Annotated in this window: 16 protein-coding genes; 6 read left to right on the top strand and 10 right to left on the bottom strand. The window is 63.9% G+C overall.

Annotated features, from left to right (window positions below; all coding sequences use genetic code 11):
- Positions 1 to 66: 66 nt before the first annotated feature.
- Complete coding sequence (locus AC1DQ3_RS14410) at positions 67 to 1719, bottom strand: winged helix-turn-helix domain-containing tetratricopeptide repeat protein (RefSeq protein ID WP_477120860.1); 1653 nt, start codon at positions 1717 to 1719, stop codon at positions 67 to 69.
- Between the two features lie 71 nt (positions 1720 to 1790).
- On the opposite strand from AC1DQ3_RS14410, the gene AC1DQ3_RS14405 reads away from it, so the two are divergent.
- The 3 genes from AC1DQ3_RS14405 to AC1DQ3_RS14395 all read left to right on the top strand — a co-directional run bounded on the left by AC1DQ3_RS14405 (position 1791) and on the right by AC1DQ3_RS14395 (position 4285).
- Entirely contained in the window at positions 1791 to 2522 is a 732-nt protein-coding gene (locus AC1DQ3_RS14405) for an alpha/beta hydrolase (RefSeq protein WP_477120859.1), read from the top strand.
- A gap of 82 nt (positions 2523 to 2604) precedes the next feature.
- Entirely contained in the window at positions 2605 to 3393 is a 789-nt protein-coding gene (locus tag AC1DQ3_RS14400; protein WP_477120858.1) for an alpha/beta fold hydrolase, read from the top strand.
- A gap of 151 nt (positions 3394 to 3544) precedes the next feature.
- Positions 3545 to 4285: a hypothetical protein gene (locus AC1DQ3_RS14395; protein ID WP_477120871.1), complete on the top strand. Its 741-nt coding sequence runs from the start codon at positions 3545 to 3547 to the stop codon at positions 4283 to 4285.
- Between the two features lie 63 nt (positions 4286 to 4348).
- Here AC1DQ3_RS14395 and AC1DQ3_RS14390 read toward each other — a convergent pair whose 3' ends face one another.
- Positions 4349 to 5653 (bottom strand): MFS transporter, encoded by a 1305-nt coding sequence (locus tag AC1DQ3_RS14390; RefSeq protein WP_477120857.1) that lies wholly within the window; start codon positions 5651 to 5653, stop codon positions 4349 to 4351.
- Between the two features lie 314 nt (positions 5654 to 5967).
- Positions 5968 to 6570, bottom strand: a complete 603-nt coding sequence (locus AC1DQ3_RS14385; RefSeq protein ID WP_477120856.1) for an NADPH-dependent F420 reductase — start codon at positions 6568 to 6570, stop codon at positions 5968 to 5970.
- 131 nt (positions 6571 to 6701) lie between these two features.
- Here AC1DQ3_RS14385 and AC1DQ3_RS14380 point away from each other — a divergent pair, with 131 nt between their 5' ends.
- Positions 6702 to 7631 (top strand): LysR substrate-binding domain-containing protein, encoded by a 930-nt coding sequence (locus AC1DQ3_RS14380; RefSeq protein WP_477120855.1) that lies wholly within the window; start codon positions 6702 to 6704, stop codon positions 7629 to 7631.
- Positions 7632 to 7673: 42 nt separating this feature from the next.
- Here AC1DQ3_RS14380 and AC1DQ3_RS14375 read toward each other — a convergent pair whose 3' ends face one another.
- From AC1DQ3_RS14375 to AC1DQ3_RS14360, 4 genes are read right to left on the bottom strand one after another with little or no spacing between them, the layout of a single operon-like run.
- Positions 7674 to 7976: an aldo/keto reductase gene (locus AC1DQ3_RS14375; protein WP_477120854.1), complete on the bottom strand. Its 303-nt coding sequence runs from the start codon at positions 7974 to 7976 to the stop codon at positions 7674 to 7676.
- A 46-nt stretch (positions 7977 to 8022) separates the two neighbouring features.
- The gene (locus AC1DQ3_RS14370; protein ID WP_477120853.1) at positions 8023 to 8994 is read right to left on the bottom strand and encodes a tripartite tricarboxylate transporter substrate binding protein; all 972 of its coding nucleotides are present in this window, start codon (positions 8992 to 8994) and stop codon (positions 8023 to 8025) included.
- A gap of 51 nt (positions 8995 to 9045) precedes the next feature.
- Positions 9046 to 10194 (bottom strand): CaiB/BaiF CoA transferase family protein, encoded by a 1149-nt coding sequence (locus tag AC1DQ3_RS14365; protein ID WP_477120852.1) that lies wholly within the window; start codon positions 10192 to 10194, stop codon positions 9046 to 9048.
- A gap of 20 nt (positions 10195 to 10214) precedes the next feature.
- On the bottom strand, positions 10215 to 11186 hold the full coding sequence (locus tag AC1DQ3_RS14360; protein WP_477120851.1) for a hydroxymethylglutaryl-CoA lyase: 972 nt from the start codon (positions 11184 to 11186) through the stop codon (positions 10215 to 10217).
- 132 nt (positions 11187 to 11318) lie between these two features.
- Here AC1DQ3_RS14360 and AC1DQ3_RS14355 point away from each other — a divergent pair, with 132 nt between their 5' ends.
- Positions 11319 to 12248, top strand: a complete 930-nt coding sequence (locus AC1DQ3_RS14355) for a LysR family transcriptional regulator (protein WP_477120850.1) — start codon at positions 11319 to 11321, stop codon at positions 12246 to 12248.
- A gap of 34 nt (positions 12249 to 12282) precedes the next feature.
- Positions 12283 to 12867, top strand: coding sequence for a TetR/AcrR family transcriptional regulator (locus tag AC1DQ3_RS14350; RefSeq protein ID WP_477120849.1), 585 nt, complete (start codon positions 12283 to 12285; stop codon positions 12865 to 12867).
- 57 nt (positions 12868 to 12924) lie between these two features.
- Here the strand turns inward: AC1DQ3_RS14350 and AC1DQ3_RS14345 are convergent, their stop codons facing one another.
- From AC1DQ3_RS14345 to AC1DQ3_RS14335, 3 genes are read right to left on the bottom strand one after another with little or no spacing between them, the layout of a single operon-like run.
- Positions 12925 to 14334: an efflux transporter outer membrane subunit gene (locus AC1DQ3_RS14345; protein ID WP_477120848.1), complete on the bottom strand. Its 1410-nt coding sequence runs from the start codon at positions 14332 to 14334 to the stop codon at positions 12925 to 12927.
- Positions 14321 to 17485: an efflux RND transporter permease subunit gene (locus AC1DQ3_RS14340; RefSeq protein ID WP_477120847.1), complete on the bottom strand. Its 3165-nt coding sequence runs from the start codon at positions 17483 to 17485 to the stop codon at positions 14321 to 14323. The genes AC1DQ3_RS14345 and AC1DQ3_RS14340 overlap by 14 nt, the downstream gene beginning before the upstream one ends.
- A gap of 4 nt (positions 17486 to 17489) precedes the next feature.
- The gene (locus AC1DQ3_RS14335) at positions 17490 to 18704 is read right to left on the bottom strand and encodes an efflux RND transporter periplasmic adaptor subunit (protein WP_477120846.1); all 1215 of its coding nucleotides are present in this window, start codon (positions 18702 to 18704) and stop codon (positions 17490 to 17492) included.
- Positions 18705 to 18738: the final 34 nt, after the last annotated feature.

Genomic DNA, 18738 nt, shown 5'->3' with positions numbered 1-18738 from the left:
GGCCAGGCGATCTGGGAACTTGCCCCCCGATTGCCTGCCGTCGCGCGACCGCGGCAAAGCCGATACTCAGGGAAGCGTGCTGGAGGATGTAGGCAATCCGGCTCTGTCGAGACCCTTCGCGATGCGGGCCAGATCCTCCGGATTCCTGAAGGGCATACGGGCGATGCGGTCGGCGAACGAGTAGGCCGGGTTGATGGCGATGAGCTCGTCCCAGATGCCACGCGCTTCGTCGAGATAACCAAGGTTCCCGAGTGCCGAAGCGAGATACGCCCGGCTCATGTCTGTCTGGGGGACAAGGAGGATGCGCTCCCGCAGGATCGCTACGGCTGTCTCATAGTCGCCGGCAACGATATGGGCCACGCCGAGATGGTGCAGATAGCCCTGGGTGAAATAGGGATCGAGCCGCATGGCCCGCTCCAGGTCGCGAATCGCCACCCGAGGGTGACCCGAATAGATGTTCAGCGTTGCCCGGAGAGACAGTGCCGGGGCGAAGTTCGGGTTGAGCGAGAGCGCTTCGTCGACTTCGAGAGCCCAGCGCCGAAAGTCTTTCCGGTACATCGCGACCAATGCGGCCACGCCGTGCGCGAACGGCTCGCCCGGGTCGCGCTCGATCGCTTTGTCGGCCAGTTCCCCGGCTTCGGCGAGCGAGCGTTCGGGGTCGTCGGTCCAGCGATTGTAATGGGCCTGGGCGAGGGCCATGCCTAGCGCCGCATAGGGGGCCGGATAGCCGGGATCGAGAGCGATCGCCTGCCGGAACAGGTCGCTCGTCCGCTCGAAGACGGCAACATTCTGCGTCGCGCCCCGCTGCATCGCCCGGCCACGCAGGAAGCACTGGTAGGCCTCCATATGCGTCGTTCCGCCGGATGCAACGCCGGGCCATAGCGCGACCTCGGCCGGGCTCAACGCGGCGCTGAGTTCGGCAACGATCTTTCGGGCGACCTCGTCCTGCACCGCGAACATGTCATGGAGCTCCCGGTCGTATCGTTCGGCCCACAAATGGCTACCGCTTATCCCATCACTCAATTGTGCGACCACGCGGATGCGGTCGCCGCTCTTCCGGATACTCCCGTCGACGATGTAGCGGGCGCCGAGCTCGCTGGCGATGCGTCGCACGTCCATGGGCATGCCCTTGTAGGCAAAGCTGGAGCTTCGGGCGATCACGATCAGGCCCGGGATCTTCGATAACGTCGTGACGATCTCGTCGGCCAGCCCGTCGGCGAAGAAGTCCTGATCGGTATCGTTGCTGAGATTGGCGAACGCAAGGATCGCCAGTGACGGCTTGGATGAAGGCTGGTCGACAGCCTCTTGCGAAGTCGTAATGGAAACCTTAAAGCAATATCCAATGCGCGGAATGGTGGTGATCCACCCCTCGCCGTCGGGCGCGAGGCCCACCGCCTTTCGCAGCAAAGCGATCTGAACCGAAAGATTGCTCTCCTCGACGGGGGTCCCGGGCCAGGCCGCATCCATGAGCTCCGCCTTGGTGACGATCTCTCCCTGCCGCCTGAGCAGAGCGGCCAGAAGCAGGATGCCCCGGCGCCCAAGCGCCACGCGCTCCCCCTTGCGCTGCAGCGTCCCGTTGTCGAGATTCAGTAAGAACGAACCAAAGGTGAAACGCTGTCCCTGCATATGACTCCGTGCCACAACAGTTTCGGGAATTATTCGGACATTATTCGGCAGCCCTTCAATACGCCAGCGCTTGCCGTCGCGATACTGCTCCACGACGCGGCGGCCCTTTGGTCCACCTGGCCGCGCGGAAAAATCACCGCAGGCTACAAGGGGAGGCAGACGAAATGACAATCCTACCATCGGCCGCGCCGTCGGTCGCGAACCAGACGGCCATCGTGCTCGTGCATGGCGGCTTCGTGGATGGCTCCGGCTGGGAGGGCGTCTACACGGTCCTGAAGCGGAACGGCTTCGATGTCAGCGTGGTCCAGAACGCCACCGAATCGCTTGCCGGCGACGTGGCGGCAACCCATGCCGCCATCGACGCGCAGGAGAAGCCCGTCATCCTGGTCGGCCATTCCTATGGCGGCGTGGTCATCACGGAAGCCGGCAACCATGCCAAGGTGGCGGGGCTGGTGTATATCACGGCGTTCGCACCGGACGCCGGCGAGTCCGTTGCGACGCTGATCGCCAATCCTGCGCCAGGTGCGCCTGTTCCGCCGATCCGGCCGCAGCCGAACGACTTTCTCCTGCTGGACCAGAACAAATTCGCCGAGGCTTTCGCGGCGGATCTCGCCCCTGCCAAGGCGGCCTTCATGGCCGACTCCCAGATCCCGTGGGGCCCCGACGCACTGAATGGCGCGGCCACCATGCCAGCCTGGAGGACGAAGCCGAGCTGGTACCTGATCGCCAGGGACGACCGGATGATCCCGCCCGACGCCCAGCGCGCCATGGCGATGCGTGCGGGCTCCATCGCCGTCGAACTCGACGGAAGCCACGCGATCTACGTGTCTCAGCCCGGTGGCGTGGCCGAACTGATCGAGGCGGCCGCCGAAGCGGTCACGGCTTCCACGATCTGAATGCCGCCGTGCAATTGACCTCCGACGGCAGTCACGCCTGACGAGCACATTCTTCCATTACATCCTGTCGACGAGGTATCAGATGCAACCCAAACCTGTCTCTTCCTGGCGCACCGTTCTTGGCGTGCTGGGCTTTGCTTCCCTGGCTATCGGTGCCATGTCGCCAAGCACTGCCGCTGCCGCCGACCGTGTTAACAACGTGGTACTCGTCCACGGCGGCTTCGTCGACGGTGGCGGCTGGGAATTGGTATACAAGCTCCTGAAGGCCAAGGGCTTCAATGTCAGCATCGTTCAGAACCCCACGACGTCGCTTGCGACCGATGTCGCTACCACCAAAGCGGTGGTCGATGCGCAGGAAGGCCCCGTGGTTCTGGTGGGCCATTCGTACGGGGGAGTGGTCATCACGGAGGCCGGCAACGACCCCAAGGTCTCGCGCCTGGTCTACATTGCGGCGTTCGCCCCGGACAAAGGCGAATCCGTTCAAAAACTGATCGCCAATCCCCCTCCCGGCGCGCCGGCGCCCCCCATCCTGCCGCCGGTCAATGGCTTCCTGATGCTGGACAAGACGAAGTTCGCCGCGGCCTTCGCTGGCGACGTGAAGGCCGAACGTGCCTCCTTCCTGGCGAACGCCCAGGTGCCATGGGGCGTGGACGCTCTGGCTGGTGAAGTCACCTCGGCTGCCTGGCGTGCGAAGCCGAGCTGGTACCTGGTCACCAAGGACGACAAGATGATTCCGCCGGACGCCCAGCGCGCGATGTCCAAGCGCGCCGGCGCCACGGTCGTTGAAACTTCGGGCAGCCATGCGGTATACGAGTCGAAGCCCGCTGCTGTCGCAGCCCTCATCGAGCAGGCCGCTATCTCGAAGCACTGAGCGCGGCGCTTAGTGCATGACGCCCTTCGAGCTTAGCCTTGAAGGGCGTTTTTCCAGGCGGGCCTCCACTTTAGAGCACCTCGGCATCCAGCGGCGGGTTTTTGATATCGAAGTGCTACATTACCCAGGCAGCCGCATTACACTGATCCAGATGAGCCACCGCCCTCAACAGCACCGAGTACAAGACCTCCTCACTTCCTATTTCTGGAGTGGCGATGCCATCCGCAGTCGACGCGTGAGTGACATCGTGCTGTCAGGCACGGTCGACGTGCCTGAGCCCCCTGCGCGTCTGCTTGCAGATTGGGCAAGGGAAACATCGTCCCGCCTGGTCCTGGAACCCGGGGATGTCGAGGCAATGCCTTTGGCACGAGCGCGAGCGCGCTGGCCGGACTACACGCGCTGCGTGCAGGCAGTGTCCGATTGGGCGTGCGCGCTTGGACTGCCTGGGGTGCTTGCCTCCAGTGACGTAGCCCTCATGGCCTGCCGCGGCGCGAAGTACCACCATGACGGTACGCAATATGGCGGTGCGGCCTTCTGCAATCTCTTCCTGAGCGAGGACAGGGGCCAGGACTTGCATTTTCCCTCTTTGGGTCATCGAATCCCCCTGTCCCGCGGCACCGCTGTGATATTCGATACTTGCCAGCCTCATGGCGTAATTCAACGCCGCAGCAGCGGTTTTGATGTGGCCGACTTCCCGCCCGACCAGGATTGCACCCAACTATTCCTGACCTGGGAGCTTCCCTTCGAAAATGCCCATGTCGGGCACGCACTTGAGGTTGCCTTCGACATCGCCCCTTCGACCTCGTTGCAACTGAATGAAGAGCAAGTCTGGCTTAACGGTGCAAGGGCCAGCGTGTGCCCGGATTCCGGTCGGTGGTGCCGGGCCGAATGACCGCTGCGGCAAGTTGGCCGATCATCTGCCGACCAGCAAGGCTGAGAGAACGGCCACGGGAGTCTATGTACGCCCAGTTTCCTGGATCTCGTTCAGCACCTCGGCCTCGACCTCCGGGTTTGATTCGCCATCCCTGGTAGCAATCAATGCTTTCGGCGTCAGCGGGATCAAKAGCAGGATCAGTGCGTACACCACGGTCGTCGCGATCACACAATATGTGAATCCGTGCGTTGGGCTGCTGTTATAGATCCATGAGCCCAGTAGATCGCCGGCACGCGCCGAGAGCGCGAAAACGCCATCCACCAGCATCATCAAGGTTCCTTGCAAGCCTGGCGGACACGACCGCATCGCGAGATCGAAGTATGCTGCCGTGGCTACACCGCCCATCAGCCCTATCGGTGCCGCCAATACAAGCGCGAGATTGGCCGAGTGAATGAATGCCAGCGGAATCATCTGCGGCACTGCGACGATCGTTCCCCACCACAGCAGCTTGTTCAGCGATACTTTCTTGCACAGAAAGCCATACAGCAAAAATGTCGGGATGAACGCGGCGGCAAAGATCCCGTTGTAGTACGAGTAAACGGCATCCGATGCATGCAGCTCATTGGTCAGATAGAACTGCAGCGGAGTGGCCGATCCTGGCGCGAAGTTCCACAGAAAGCAGATGAGAACCGCTGGATAGACGGCCTTATGCTTCACCAGCCGCCTGACATTCCCAACGAGATCCGCGCCCTTGGCTCGCGGCTTCTCGTAGATGTGGCCGAAGACGGAAACGGGCTTCAAGAGCCCCGACACGGCGATCAATAAAGTGACCATCGCCACCAGGAGGAAGGTTTCCTTCGCGGCAAGATGATCGGAGATGTACCCTGAAGCGAACGCTCCCGCAACGACCGGGACGGAGCCGACCACGTTCAACAGAGCGCTCAGGCGCCCGGACATGAGCTTCTCCTGGCCCACCAGAGCGATCAACCCCTGATAGGCCGCGGCGACAAATCGGGACGACAGCATTGCCAGCAGCATCCCGATGACCAGTCCCGCGTATGAGAAACCTGAAAACGCCATCCAGACGAATGCCACCGCGGTCACCGGAGCGAACATCAGGAAGAAGCCGCGATCCCGCATTCCCAGCGGGTTCCATTGGTCGCGCGCGAGGCCAAAAGCGAACGCGAAATACGCTGGTATGCCCGTAACCAGCCGGAATGTCGAGATCTGCGTCGCCGTCGCATGCAACTGGTTCTTGAGTAGGTACGACGTCTGTATATCAACCAGGTAACCGGCGGGCGTTGCCAGATGGATGAACAGGGTCAGCCAACCGAAGTACAGCAGGGTTCGGTCGCTGCCCTCGGAGCATTTGAAGTTCTTGGACATGGGGGACCACGTACACGTCCTCGGAAAACCGGAGAACCGGAGAACCGGAAAGCCAATCGAAGGGGCTCCCGTGAATGTGCGGGCTGTTCCACCGGAGCGGTTGTAAAAGAATACAGCGTCAGTCCGGAAAAAGTGTAGGCAAAAAATGGGATCCGATGTTCCTGCCTCATCGAAGCGAAAGCACCTTCCGGCCGTAGGCATTGGCACCCGGATACGATGCGGGCCGTTCGCAGGCCGAGCGTCCGCCACCCGTGGGGCGTGTCTGGGTTCTTGTGCGAAAGGCGCGATATACGGCGCCTTTCGCATTCCTTTTGCTATCCCAATTTGACGAGATTGTGCACCGGCAACGGGCCGCCCGGGATTTGAACCAGCCGGCCCCCGGCTTCGAGTGAACCCAGGTCGATGCCGAAGAAGCCGAGCCGCTCGATCAGTCCGCTCACTGCCGCCTTCGCATGCGCGTCGTCTCCCGCGAAGAACAGCACCCGGCGTCCGCCCTCGGCCTGCGGATCATCGGAGATGAGGTGCGCCGGAAGATGGTTGAACGCCTTCACGACGCGTGCGCCCGGCACGCGCTCCGCGAAGATGTCGCTCGACGTCCGGCCATGCAATTCCGCCGGTTTGAACAGTGGCGCCTCGATTGGGTTGTTCGCGTCAATCACGATGCGTCCGCCGAAGTCCGGCAGCCCGTGCAGGGCAGTCGGCAGCTTCGACCAGTTGACTGCGACAAGGACGATGTCCTGCGCGGCCGCTTGTTCGCGCGTTCCCGGCGTGATCGAAGGGCCGAGCTCGCGCGCGAGGTCTGCGAGTGAGCCCGGGCCTCGGCTGTTCGCAATGATGGCTTCGACGCCTTTGCCCGCCAGCGCTCTCGCGAACGCGGACCCGATGGCGCCTGCTCCAATGATACCGATAGTGCTCATGGCGATTCTCCTTGTGAATGTGAAGGGTGATGAATCAAGTAGTAAGGCCAGTGAATATTGCCGCCTTCATTACTCGATGATTAGCCAGGAATTGCTTGAATTATTTTCAATTAACGCTTTAAGATTCCCGGATGGAAACCCTCGCCAACCTCGAATCGTTCGTACGCAGCGCCGAAACGGGCAGCTTCTCCGCAGCCGCGCGGCGTCTTGCGCTGACGCCCGCCGCGGTCAGCCGGAACGTTGCGCTGCTCGAACGCAATCTTGGCGTGCGACTATTCCAACGCTCGACGCGCAAGCTCACGCTGACCGCGGCGGGTGAGCGCTTTCTTGTGGAAATCGGCGGCAATCTGGACGCGCTGCAGGCTGCGATTGCGTCCGTCTCGAACGATCGCAGCGAACCGGCTGGCGTGCTGAAAGTCAGCATGGCGCCGACCTTCGGCATCACGTACGTGATGCCGCTGCTACCGGCATTCCTCACGCGCTATCCGATGATTCGTCCGGATTGGCACTTCGAGAACCGACAGGTCGACCTGATCGGAGAGGGATACGATGCGGCGCTGGGTGGTGGATTCGATCTCGCGCCGGGCGTCGTGTCGCGCACATTGGCGCCCGCGCACCTCGTGGCGGTGGCGTCTCCGGCCTACATGGCCGGCCGCGTGCCGCCGACCGATCCCGGTGATCTTGCAGGCCTCGACGGCATCGTGATGCGCTCCGGCCGTACCGGCCGCGTGCACCACCGGACGATGCGCAACACCGTGGGCGGCGAAATGCTCGCGCGGCTCGGCGAAACCATGATGGTCAACGACCCGGCAGCGATCCGCGAGGCTGCGATTCTCGGACTGGGCGTTGCGCTGCTGGCCGTGTCGGACGTGCTGTCGTCGATCGAGCGGGGCGAACTCGTGCGATTGCTACCGCGCTGGTACGCGGATGCCGGCGCGATCTCGATCTATTACGCGACGCGAGCGCTGCTGCCGGCGAAAACACGGGTCTTTGTCGATTTCGTTGTCGAGACGTTCGAGCGGGAGCGGTTGGCTGAAAGGTTTGCGGGAAGCATCGAATGAGTCGCGCCCGGACGATCGCCACGCGCAAGCTTCAGCGCCGCTTCATCTCAAAGCGTCGAAGTCTCCTGGCGCCAGCCTGAGGGCGGCTGCGTGCACGTTATCTTCGAGGTGATCGATGGATCGAGTGCCGGATGTGCTCGCCGCGTGCGAGCGTCTCGGCATTGCCTTTCTGCCCTCAGCCAGGGCTCCGCCCGACTCGGCAAATGGCACGTTCGGATCAGGTGCATGGAACTGATACAAATCGATGCGCTCCAGCCGCAAGCGCTGCAACAGCGCTGCGCGCCGGGCATAGTCATCGGCATTGGCGCGCAGATTGCTGACCTCTTCCTGTGTCAGCTCGCGCACGGCTGTTCGCCGAGTTGGCAGACGGGCATGTTCTCGATGGGATGGATCATTCGACTTTCACGTTAGCCTTCTTCACCAGGCCGGCGTAACGGTCTGCTTCGGTATGGAAGTACTGGGCAGCGGCCTCGGGCGAGCCCGGCTTGATGACTGTTGCCTGCTTCTTCAATGCTTCCACCACCTCAGGGCTGGAAAACGCTGTGGCAAAAGCATCATGCACGCGCTTCACGTCGGCAGGCTTCATGTTGGCGGGGCCGATTACGGCGAACCAGCCTTCGACGCTGTAGCCGGGCAGGCCCTGTTCGGCGATAGTGGGCACGTCGGGTGCCACGGGCGAGCGCGCATCGCCACACAGGCCAATGGCACGCAAGGTTCCGGCCTTCAGATAGGGCAAGGCAGCATTGAGTGCGACGACGCCCATGTCCACCTGCCCGCCCAAGAGGTCAGTCACCATCGGGCCCGTTCCCTTGTAGGGGATATGATTGGCCTTGACGCCGGCTTCGCTGAGGAACATCTCGCCGGCGAGATGGATGATCGTACCGTTACCGGAAGACGCATAGTTGTAGGCGTCGGGCTTCGCCTTGAGGAGCGCGACCAATTCCCTGACATTCTTCGCAGGGACTTTCGGATTGACCACAAGCACGAGCTGCGTGGCGCCAATCACGCTGATGGGGGTAACGTCCTTGACCGGGTCGAAGGGCATGGACTTGAATACGCTCGGATTGATCACGTGATTGTTCGAGACCAGTCCCAGCGTCGTCCCGTCAGGCTGTGCCTTGACCACGGCAGCGGCGCCGGTGATGCCGCCCGCCCCTGGCAGGTTCTCGATCACCACGGGTTGGCCCAGCGCCTTGCCAAGCGCGGGGCCTGCGGTGCGTGCGATGGCATCGACGCCGGAGCCCGCGCTGATCGGCAGGATCAACCGCACCGGCTTGCCGCTTTGGGCCAGCGCGGGCAGCGCGGTGCAGAGCGAAAAGGCGGTGGCAGCGGCCACGGCCTTCCATCGGGGGCGTGAATTCATGGTTGTCTCCGTCATGCTTTGTTATAGGAACCAAGATACGGCGAGGCTTGGTTAGCCAGGCTTGGCAATTCGTCCGAGCACTTCCTCGTTATGCTCGCCGGGCTTCGGCAACGGATGCCTGACGCCGGGGCGCCTTCCCCCCATGAGCAGTGGCAACAGTACCGTGGGTGCGATCGAGCCGTCGTCCACCTGCATCGGCACCAAGCCACCACTTTCCTTCAGGTGCGGATCGTCGAACAACTGGTCCGGCCGGACGATCGGTGCATAGGGAATGCCGGCTACTTCGAGCTGCGGCATCAACGCTTCAGCGCGATGGTGTTGAAGGATTGCTCCCAGTTCTTCCAGCAACTGCGGTCGCACGGCCACGCGCGATGCGTTGTCACGGTATTCGGGCCGCTCAGTCAACTGCGGGTGGCCGAGCACGTGGCAAAGCGTCGCGAACTGCTTGTCGCTGACCGCGCCGATGAAGAGCTGCTCGCCGGCAGCGAGCGTGAACACGTCGTAGACGCTCCATGCCGACACGCGCGACGGCATCGGCGGCGGCGCTTCGCCCGTCATCGCGAACTGCTGCATATGCTGCGACGCCAGGAACACGCAGTTTTCGAACAGCGCGCTCTGGATCTCCTGTCCTCGGCCCGTATGGTCGCGTTCGCGCAGTGCAGCCAGTACGCCAATGGCACCGAACATGCCGCCCATGATGTCGTTGACCGAGGTGCCCGCTCGCAGCGGCCGGCCCTTCGGCCCCGTCATATAAGACAAGCCGCCCATCATCTGCACCACTTCGTCCAGCGCCAGGCGCTTCTCGTACGGCCCGGGCAGGAAGCCCTTGTGCGAGACGTAGATCAGGTGCGGGTACCTGGCCGCCAGCGTCGCGTAGTCAAGTCCGAGTTTTTCCATCAGACCGGGGCGGAAGTTTTCAAGCAACACGTCGCATTGGCCCGCCAGTTCAGCGGCCGTGGCGCGCCCTTCCTCGGTGGTGATGTCCAGCACCACGCTTTTCTTGTTCCGGTTGAAGGCACGGAAGAAGCCGATGCCGAGACCAGGAAGATTGCGGGTTTTGTCGCCGCCCGGTGGCTCCACCTTGATCACCTCGGCGCCAAGGTCCGCCAGGATCATGCCGCAGGTGGGCCCCATCACCATATGGGTGAATTCGACGACGCGAATGCCGGCCAGCGGCAGCGGTGTGCTCTCTTGTTGCATGGTTTGGTTCATGGTGTCGATCAGGCCGCCGCGCGGCGGGCACCGGCAGCAAATGTTCTGGGCAATCCGGCGCGCCACAGCGTGCCGTGCAGCGCTTCTCCGTCGAGCCAGCCTTGAACCTGCTGGCGTAGCGCCAGCAGCGCGTCGATGTCGACGCCGGTCTCGATGCCCATGCTGGCCAGCATGAATGCGAGATCCTCGGTCGTGACGTTGCCGCTTGCGCCGGGCGCGTGCGGGCAGCCGCCAATGCCAGCCAGGCAGGCATCGAAACGCGTGACTCCGGTTTGCACCGCCGCCAGCACGTTGGCCAGGCCCAGGCCGCGCGTGTCGTGGAAGTGGCCGCACCAGAAGCGCTCGCCGGCAATCGCGATGGCGCGCTCGAACAGTTCGCGCACCATGCGCGGATCGGCATAGCCGACCGTGTCGGCAAGGCTCACGCGATCGGCACCCGCATCGAGCAGCGCCTGCATCAACCGCAGCACGTCTTCGGGGTCCACATGGCCTTGCAGCGTGCAGCCGAAAGCCGTGCCCACGCCGCCTTCGATCAGCGTCCTGGCTCCGGCGGCGTCGCGCGCCGCGCGGATACGCGCCACCTCGGCCACCACGTCATCAGGTGTCTTGCGCAAATTCGCGAGGCTATGCGCATGGCTGGCGGACAGCGGCACGATCATCAGGTCGGCGCCGCTGTCGATGGCGCTTTCCGCGCCACGCAGGTTGGGCACCAGCACCGAGACAAACAGCCCCGGCAGCGTACGTGCATACGCAACCAGCTCGCCGGTATCGGCCAGTTGCGGCAGCAGCCTTGCCGGCACGAACGAGCCAACCTCGATCTCGCGCTGGCCCGCGGCATGGGCACCGCGAATCCACGCCTTCTTCTGCTCGGTGGGTACGATGGTCTGGATACTCTGGAGCCCGTCGCGCAATCCGACTTCGCGAATCACGGCACGCGCCGGCCAGGTGGCCAGTGGGGCAATGTCTGGAACAGTGGTCATAGCTTGCGATGGCAGAAAGGCGCCGGGGTTCAGGCGATACCGGCAACTTTATATCGTTCCAAAAACGAACAGAAGCGATCTTTTGAGATCCTCATCGTTCCGAATCGGAATGTCTCAGCCTACAATCAGGGCATGAGAGATCTCGATCTGACCACCCTTCGGCTGTTTGTCGCCGTGTGCGAAACACAGAACATTGCGCGCGCCGGCGAACAACAGCACATCGTGGCATCCGCCATCAGCAAGCGGCTGGCGCAACTGGAGGAGACCGTTGGCGCAAGCCTGCTGGAGCGGCGCCGGCGTGGCGTGGTGCCCACCGCCGCCGGCGAAATCGTGCTGACGCACGCGCGAGCCATGCTGGCTGCCGCGGATCGTGTTGCACGCGACATGGCCGACTTTGGCGCCGGCATTCGCGGTCAGATCCGTTTGCTGGCCACCGTTTCCTCGATGGCGGAGTCGTTGCCTGACGATATCGCCGCGTTTCTTCAGATTCCAGGTCACCAGGAAGTCGGGATCACGATCGAGGAAAGCCTGAGCATCGACGTCGTGCGGTCGCTGCGCGAAGGCTCGGCGCCGCTGGCCATTTGCTGGGACGCGGCCGATCTGGAGGGGATTCAGACGCGCCCATATCGAGCGGACCATCTGGCAGCGATCGTGCATGCCTCGCATGCACTGGCGCGTGCCGATCACTGCGAATTCTCACAAACCCTGGACTACAGGCATATCGGCATGCCGGCGCAGACCGCCGTGCAAACCATGCTGAACCGGCATGCCGCCATTCTCGGCCGCCGTATTGACTATCGGGCAGTCGTATCGACGTTCGACGCCGCGTTGCGCTGCGTGCGTGCCGATCTTGGGCTGGCCATCATCCCGCTTGAGATTGCGGCGCCTGTTGCGCAGGCGCTCGGCATTCGCGCCATCCCGTTGCGCGACGAATGGGCTCGACGCAGGTTCGCGATCTGTTCACGCGACTTCGATGCGCTATCTCCTGTCGGGAAGTTACTGGTCGATTTTCTTCAAGACCGCGCGCGTTGCGGCGAGCGCGTCCTGCAGAATATCCGTTAGAGTACGTGTATTGCTGCCCTGACCCGCAACGCCAATGGGACACTCACAAGCCTCGAAGCAGGCCACGCACGCGCGCATCGTCACGATTGCCGCGCGGCGCCTGCGCATGCACGGTCTGCGCGGCATTGGCGTGGCGGACATCATGGAGGAAGCCGGGCTGACCATGGGCGGTTTCTACAAGCACTTCGCCACCCGCGAGGCGTTCGTGCGCGAGGCGATGGCCGAGGCGTTTCTCGACACCGACCATTGGACGCAACGCGCCCGCGCCGACTTGCGGCAGGCCATCCGCGTCTACCTGAGTGCGTCGCATCGCGATGCGCCGGCAACGAGTTGCGGCATCGCGGCGTTTCTCAACGAGGCGGGCACAAGCGGCGGCGAGGCCCGCGCGCTCTACACCGAGCGGCTACGACGCCTGCTCGCGCTGATCGCCTCGGGGCTGCCGCCCGGCGCTGGCGACCGGGACGCCCGGGCGATGCTGATCTTCAGCGCCTGCGTCGGCGCCCTGACGATGTCACGTGCGGTGTCGGACCCGAAGTTGTCGCGCGAACTGCTCAACACGGTGGCCGCTCAGCTCATGGCGCTGGCCGCACCGCGCGACACCGCGCCTCCCGACGCCTGAGGCCGCTCGTTCGCCCCGCCCCGTTTCCCCCAACCTTTTCGTTATTGCGTTATTGCGTTATTGCGCCTGCCATCCGCCGCCGGCCGCGGCGAAGATCCGCACCAGCGACTTGCGCAGGTTCGCATCCGATGCGGCCTGGCGTGACTCGGCATCGAGCCGGTCGCGCTCCGCCACCAGGACATCGAGCAGGCCAACGTAGCCTTGGCGGAACTGCTTCTGCGCCAGCTCGGCGGCCTTGCGGTTCTGCGCCACGCCGGCGGTCAGCGAGGCATTGCGCGCATTCTCGTTGATATAGCCGGATAACGCGTTCTCCATGTCCTCCAGCGCATCGAGCACGGTCTGCTGATAGGTCAGGTATGCCTGGGTCTGTCGTTGATCGGCCGCGTCGATCTGCGAGCGGATACGACCGAAATTGAGCACCGGCTGGATCAGCCCGGCCCCGATGCCCCATGGCGTGGACGAGAACGGCGTGGCATTCTGCGCGCCGAAGAAGGCCGTCAGCGAGATATTGGGGAACAGCTCCGCCACGGCAGCCTTGCGCGCGGCGATGCTGGCCGCGAACTGCCGCTCGGCCGCGCGTACGTCGGGCCGCTCCCTCAGCACCGTTGCCGGTGCGGATACCACGATGTCCTGGTCGATCGGCTGCCATGCATGGGCATCGGACAGCGACGGGGCCAGCGACGAAGCCAGCGTACCGGGCGTGCGGCCAAGCAGGTTCGACAGCCGGTTCATGGCGCCGTCGTACCCGGTGCGCAATACCGGTAGCAGCGACTCGGTGGCCGATACCTGCGCGGCGGCACGCTGCACGTCGAAATTGCTGGCCAACGCACCACGCATCTGCGCCTGGATCAGTTGCAGTGTGCGGCGCTGGCTGTCCAGGTTCCGTTGCGTGATGTCGATCTGTTGCGCATCGTTGCGCAGATCGAAGTACGTGCGTGCCACTTCGGCCAGCAGCGCCACGCGTACCGCCTGCTGGCTGGCATCGGCCGATTGCAGGATTGCCGTTGCCTGCGCGGTGCGCGCCTGGTTGCGCCCGAACAGGTCGACCTCCCACGCGGCTGAGATGGCCACCTGGTTGATCGTGACGGGATGGTCGTTGGTCAGGAAGCCACGGTTGCCGCGTTCGCTGCTGGCCGTCGCATTGACCTGGGGCGCCAATGCTGACTGCGCCAGGAGGCGCCCCGCGCGCGCTTCCTCCACCCTCGCCTTGGCAATCGCCAGCGATTTGTTGTTGGCCAGCGCCTCGGCGACCAGCCTGTCGAGCGCGGGATCGCGGAACCGCGCCCACCAGGTCTGGTCCACGCTGGCGCCGGCATCGCCGGCCAGATAGCCGCCGCCCTGCCCGTCCGTCAGCTTCGCCCATTGCGGCGCGGCATCGATGCCCGACGATTGCGGCCCCACGGGCGCGGTGCATGCCGCGACCAGCGCCACCGCGGCCAGCGCGATGATTCGCTCAAGCTTCAACATGATGATGTACCTTCTCGGTCTTGGTGATGCGCTTCTCCAATGCACGCGCCATCACATAGAAAATCGGTGTCAGGAACAGGCCGAAGAACGTCACGCCGATCATCCCAAAGAACACCGCCACACCCATCGCGCGGCGCATCTCCGCGCCGGCACCATGCGACAGCACCAGCGGCAGCACGCCCATGATGAATGCGATGGACGTCATCAGGATCGGCCGCAGCCGCAGGTGCGCGGCCTCTACCGCCGCGGCGAACGTCGACTTGCCGTGGATCTCCAGTTCGCGTGCAAACTCGCCGATCAGGATGGCGTTCTTGCACGCGAGTCCAATCAGCACGAAGAAGCCGATCTGCGTAAACAGGTTGTTGTCGCCCTTGGTCAGCCACACGCCTGTGATGGCCGAGAACAGGCACATCGGCACGATCATGATGATCGCCAGCGGCAGGAATACGCTCTCGTACTGGGCCGTCAGCACCAGGAACACCAGCAGGATGCAGATCGGGAACACGATCAGCGCGGTGTTGCCGGCCAGGATCTGCTGGTAGGCGAGTTCGGTCCATTCGAACGTCATCTCACCGCTCAGCGTCTCGTCCAGGATCCGGGTGATGGCCGCCTGGGCCTGTCCCGTGGAGTACCCCGGTGCGGGACCGCCGTTGATGTCCGCCGAGCGATAGCCGTTATAGCGCGACGCGCTATCCGGCCCGCTCGTATCGCTGATCCTGACCACCGCGCCCAGCGGCACCATCTCGCCCTGGTTGTTGCGTACCTTCAGCTTCAGGATGTCGTCCCGCGAGGAGCGGAAGTCCTTGTCGCCCTGCGCGATCACCTGGTACGTGCGCCCGAACTTGTTGAAGTCGTTGACATAGAGCGACCCCAGGTAGATCTGCATGGTCTTGAAGATGTCGTCCACGTCGATGCCCAGCTGCGAAGCCCGGGTGCGATCCACATCGGCAAACAGCTGCGGCGTGGTCACGTTGTAGGTGCTGTACACCCTGGCCAGTTCAGGCGCCTTGCTCGCTTTGTCGAGCACGGCGCTGACGGTCTTGCTCAGTTCCACGTAGCCCGCGTCGCCGCGGTCCTCGATCTGGAGCTTGAAGCCGCCGGTATTGCCGAGCCCCTGCACGGGGGGCGGTGGAAACGCTGCAATGAACGCATCCTTGATACCCGCGAACTTCTGCTGCAGGCTGCCCGCCATCGCGGGTCCCGACGCGCCGGCCTCGCGCATTTCCTCGAAAGTCTTTTCGCCCAGGAACACCGTTGCCGCCGACGAACTGTTGATGAAGCCGTTCAACGACAGCCCAGGGAACTGTACCGCGTTGCGGAAGGCGGGTTCCGTTGCGGCGATCTCGGTCATCTGCCGCACGACCGATTCGGTGCGGTCCAGCGTGGCGCCATCGGGCAGCTGGATCAGGTTCACCAGATACCCCTTGTCCTGGATCGGCACGAAGCCGCCGGGCACCTTGCTGAACCCGAGCACCGTGGCACCCAGCAGGACCACGTAGATCAGGATCGATCCGCGCTTGCGGTGCAGCGCGCGCTTCACGCCGCCGCTATAGGCGTCGGAACTGCGCTGGAAGAACCGGTTGAAGCGCGTGAAGAAGCCGCCCAGCAGCCGGTCCATTGCGCGGGTCAACTGGTCTTTCGGCGCATCGTGGCCGCGCAACAGCAGGGCCGCCAGCGCCGGCGACAGCGTTAGCGAGTTGAACGCGGAGATGATCGTGGAGAACGCGATGGTCAGCGCGAACTGCCGGTAGAACTGCCCGGTCAGCCCGCTGATGAACGCAATCGGCACAAAGACGGCGCACAGCACCAGCGCGATGGCGATGATCGGCCCGGTCACTTCCTTCATGGCCTTGATCGTGGCTTCACGTGGCGCCAGGCCGCTGGCGATGTTGCGCTCCACGTTCTCCACCACGACGATGGCGTCGTCCACCACGATACCGATCGCCAGTACCAGCCCGAACAATGACAGCGCGTTGATCGAAAAGCCGAACACATGCATCACCGCGAACGTGCCGACAACCGAGACCGGCACGGCCAGCAACGGGATGATGGCGGCGCGCCAGGTCTGCAGGAACAGGATCACGACCAGCACCACCAGCACGATGGCTTCGAGCAGCGTGTGGGTAACGGCCTTGATGGAATCGCGCACGAATGTGGTCGGATCGTAGGCGATGCGGTACTCGAGCCCCTTCGGAAACCGCTTGCTCAACACCTCCATCTTGGCCCGCACGTTGTCCGATATCTCGATGGCGTTCGCGCCAGGCGACTGGAAGATCACCAGCGCCAGGGCCTGCTTGTTATCGAGCTGGGCGCGCAACGCATAATCGCTGGCCCCCATCTCAATCCGCGCCACGTCCTTCAGGTAGGTCACCACGCCGCCATCGCGCTTGACGATGATGTTCTCGAACTGGTCGACATCGGCCAGCCGCCCCTGCACGTTCACGGGCAGCTGGATCTCGACGTTGTCCTTGTACGGCGCCCCGCCGATCACGCCTGCGGCCACCTGGATGTTCTGCTTGCGGATGGCGGCCACCACCTCCTCGGGATTCATGTGCCGCTCGGCCACCTTCTGCGGATTGAGCCAGACACGCATCGCGTAGTTGCCCGAGCCGAACAGGTTGATCTGGCCGATACCGCTGATCTTCGCCAGTTCGTCCTTCACGTTCAGGCGCGCGTAGTTGCGCAGGTACAGATTGTCGTACTGGTCGTTCGGCGAGACCAGGTGAACGACCATGGTCAGGTTCGGCGAGCTCTTGATCGTGCTGACGCCGAGCTGGCGCGTCACGTCCGGTAGCCGGGGCAATGCCTCGTTCACGCGGTTCTGCACCAGTTGCGTGGCCAGGTCCGGGTCGGTGCCGAGCTTGAACGTCACCGTCAGCGTCATCACCCCGTCGCTGGCCGCCTGCGACGACATGTAGAGCATGTTCTCCACGCCGTTGATCTGTTCCTCGAGCGGCGTGGCAACAGTCTCGGCAATCACTTTCGGATTGGCGCCCGGAAACTGCGCGCGCACGACCACGGACGGTGGAACGACCTCAGGATACTCGGAGACCGGCAGCTTCGGAATGGCGATCAGACCGGCCAGGAAGATCATGACGGAGATCACGGCCGCGAAGTTTGGCCGGTCGATAAAGAATTTCGAGAGATTCATGGTGTCACTCCGCCAACGGGGCCGGTGCGGCGTGCTGCGCGGATGCGGTTTTTATCGTTTCCGGCGCCGCCTCGGTGGGCGCGACCACCACATCGGGGCGGACGAACTGCACGCCCTTGGTCACCACGCGGTCCCCCGCGTTGAGCCCGGCCAGCACGATATGGCGGCCGTCGATGCCGGCGCCCAGCGTGACCTCGCGATATGCGACCTTGTTGTCGGGACCCACCACGAAGACGAACTTCTTGCTCTGGTCACTGCCCACCGCCACGTCCGGCACCATCAGTGCGCGCGTGGCGGCACTGCCGGCCAGGCTGATCGACACGGACATGCCCGGCAGCAGCGCCCCATCCTGATTGGCGAACTTGGCCCGGGCGCGGATCGTGCCGGTATTCGCGTCGATGCTGTTGTCGAACGTGTGGATTTTTCCCTGATACACGTGATCGGTATCGCCCTGGATCTTCATGTCGACGGAAATTTGCTGCTCCCTGCTCAGCGTGTCGGCCTTGGCGCGGATCGAGCGAAGGTAGCTTTGCTCGTCGACCTCGAAGTCGGCATAAATGCCATCATTGGAGACAATGCGGGTCAGCACCGGCGCGTTGGGCCCCGGCTGCACCAGGTTGCCGAGCGTGACTTCCGCGCGGCTGATACGCCCCGGAATGGGCGCCTTGACGTAGGCATGGTCCAGATTGATGTCGGCCTGGCGCAAGGCGGCTTCCGCGGCCAGCACCGCGGCCTGCGCGGTCCGGTATTCGTTGGCCCGCTGGTCGTGCAGGCTCCTGGGAATGGCATCATCCGCAATCAGCCCCTTGGCCCGCTCATATTCGGTGGTGGAAAACTCCGCCCGCGCCTTCGCGGCGGCCAGATCGGCCTTGGCGCGCGCCACCGCCGCGTCATAGGGACGCGGGTCGATCACGAACATGATGTCGCCGGCCCGCACGGCCTGGCCATCGCGGACCCTGACCTCGACAATGCGCCCGCCCACCTCGGGCCGCACCAGTGCTTCGTCCACGGACTTCAGCCGGCCCGAGAAACTGGTCCAGACGCGCACGTCCTCCGGTTGCAGCGGCTGGACGGTCACCTGCGTGGGCGGCGGTGCGGCGGGCGCGGCCGCGCGCGTGTCGTTCAGCACCACGCTTGCGGTAATGCCCGCCGCCACCACGGCGGCGCCGATGCCAGCCACCACCGGGGGGCGACGGAAGATTGATCTGCGATGTTCCATGACTTCACTCCTGCGAAGATCCTGTCCGGGATCT

This window comes from Cupriavidus sp. 01T418 (assembly GCF_056398885.1).
This window is presented reverse-complemented; position numbering and strand designations above follow the sequence as displayed.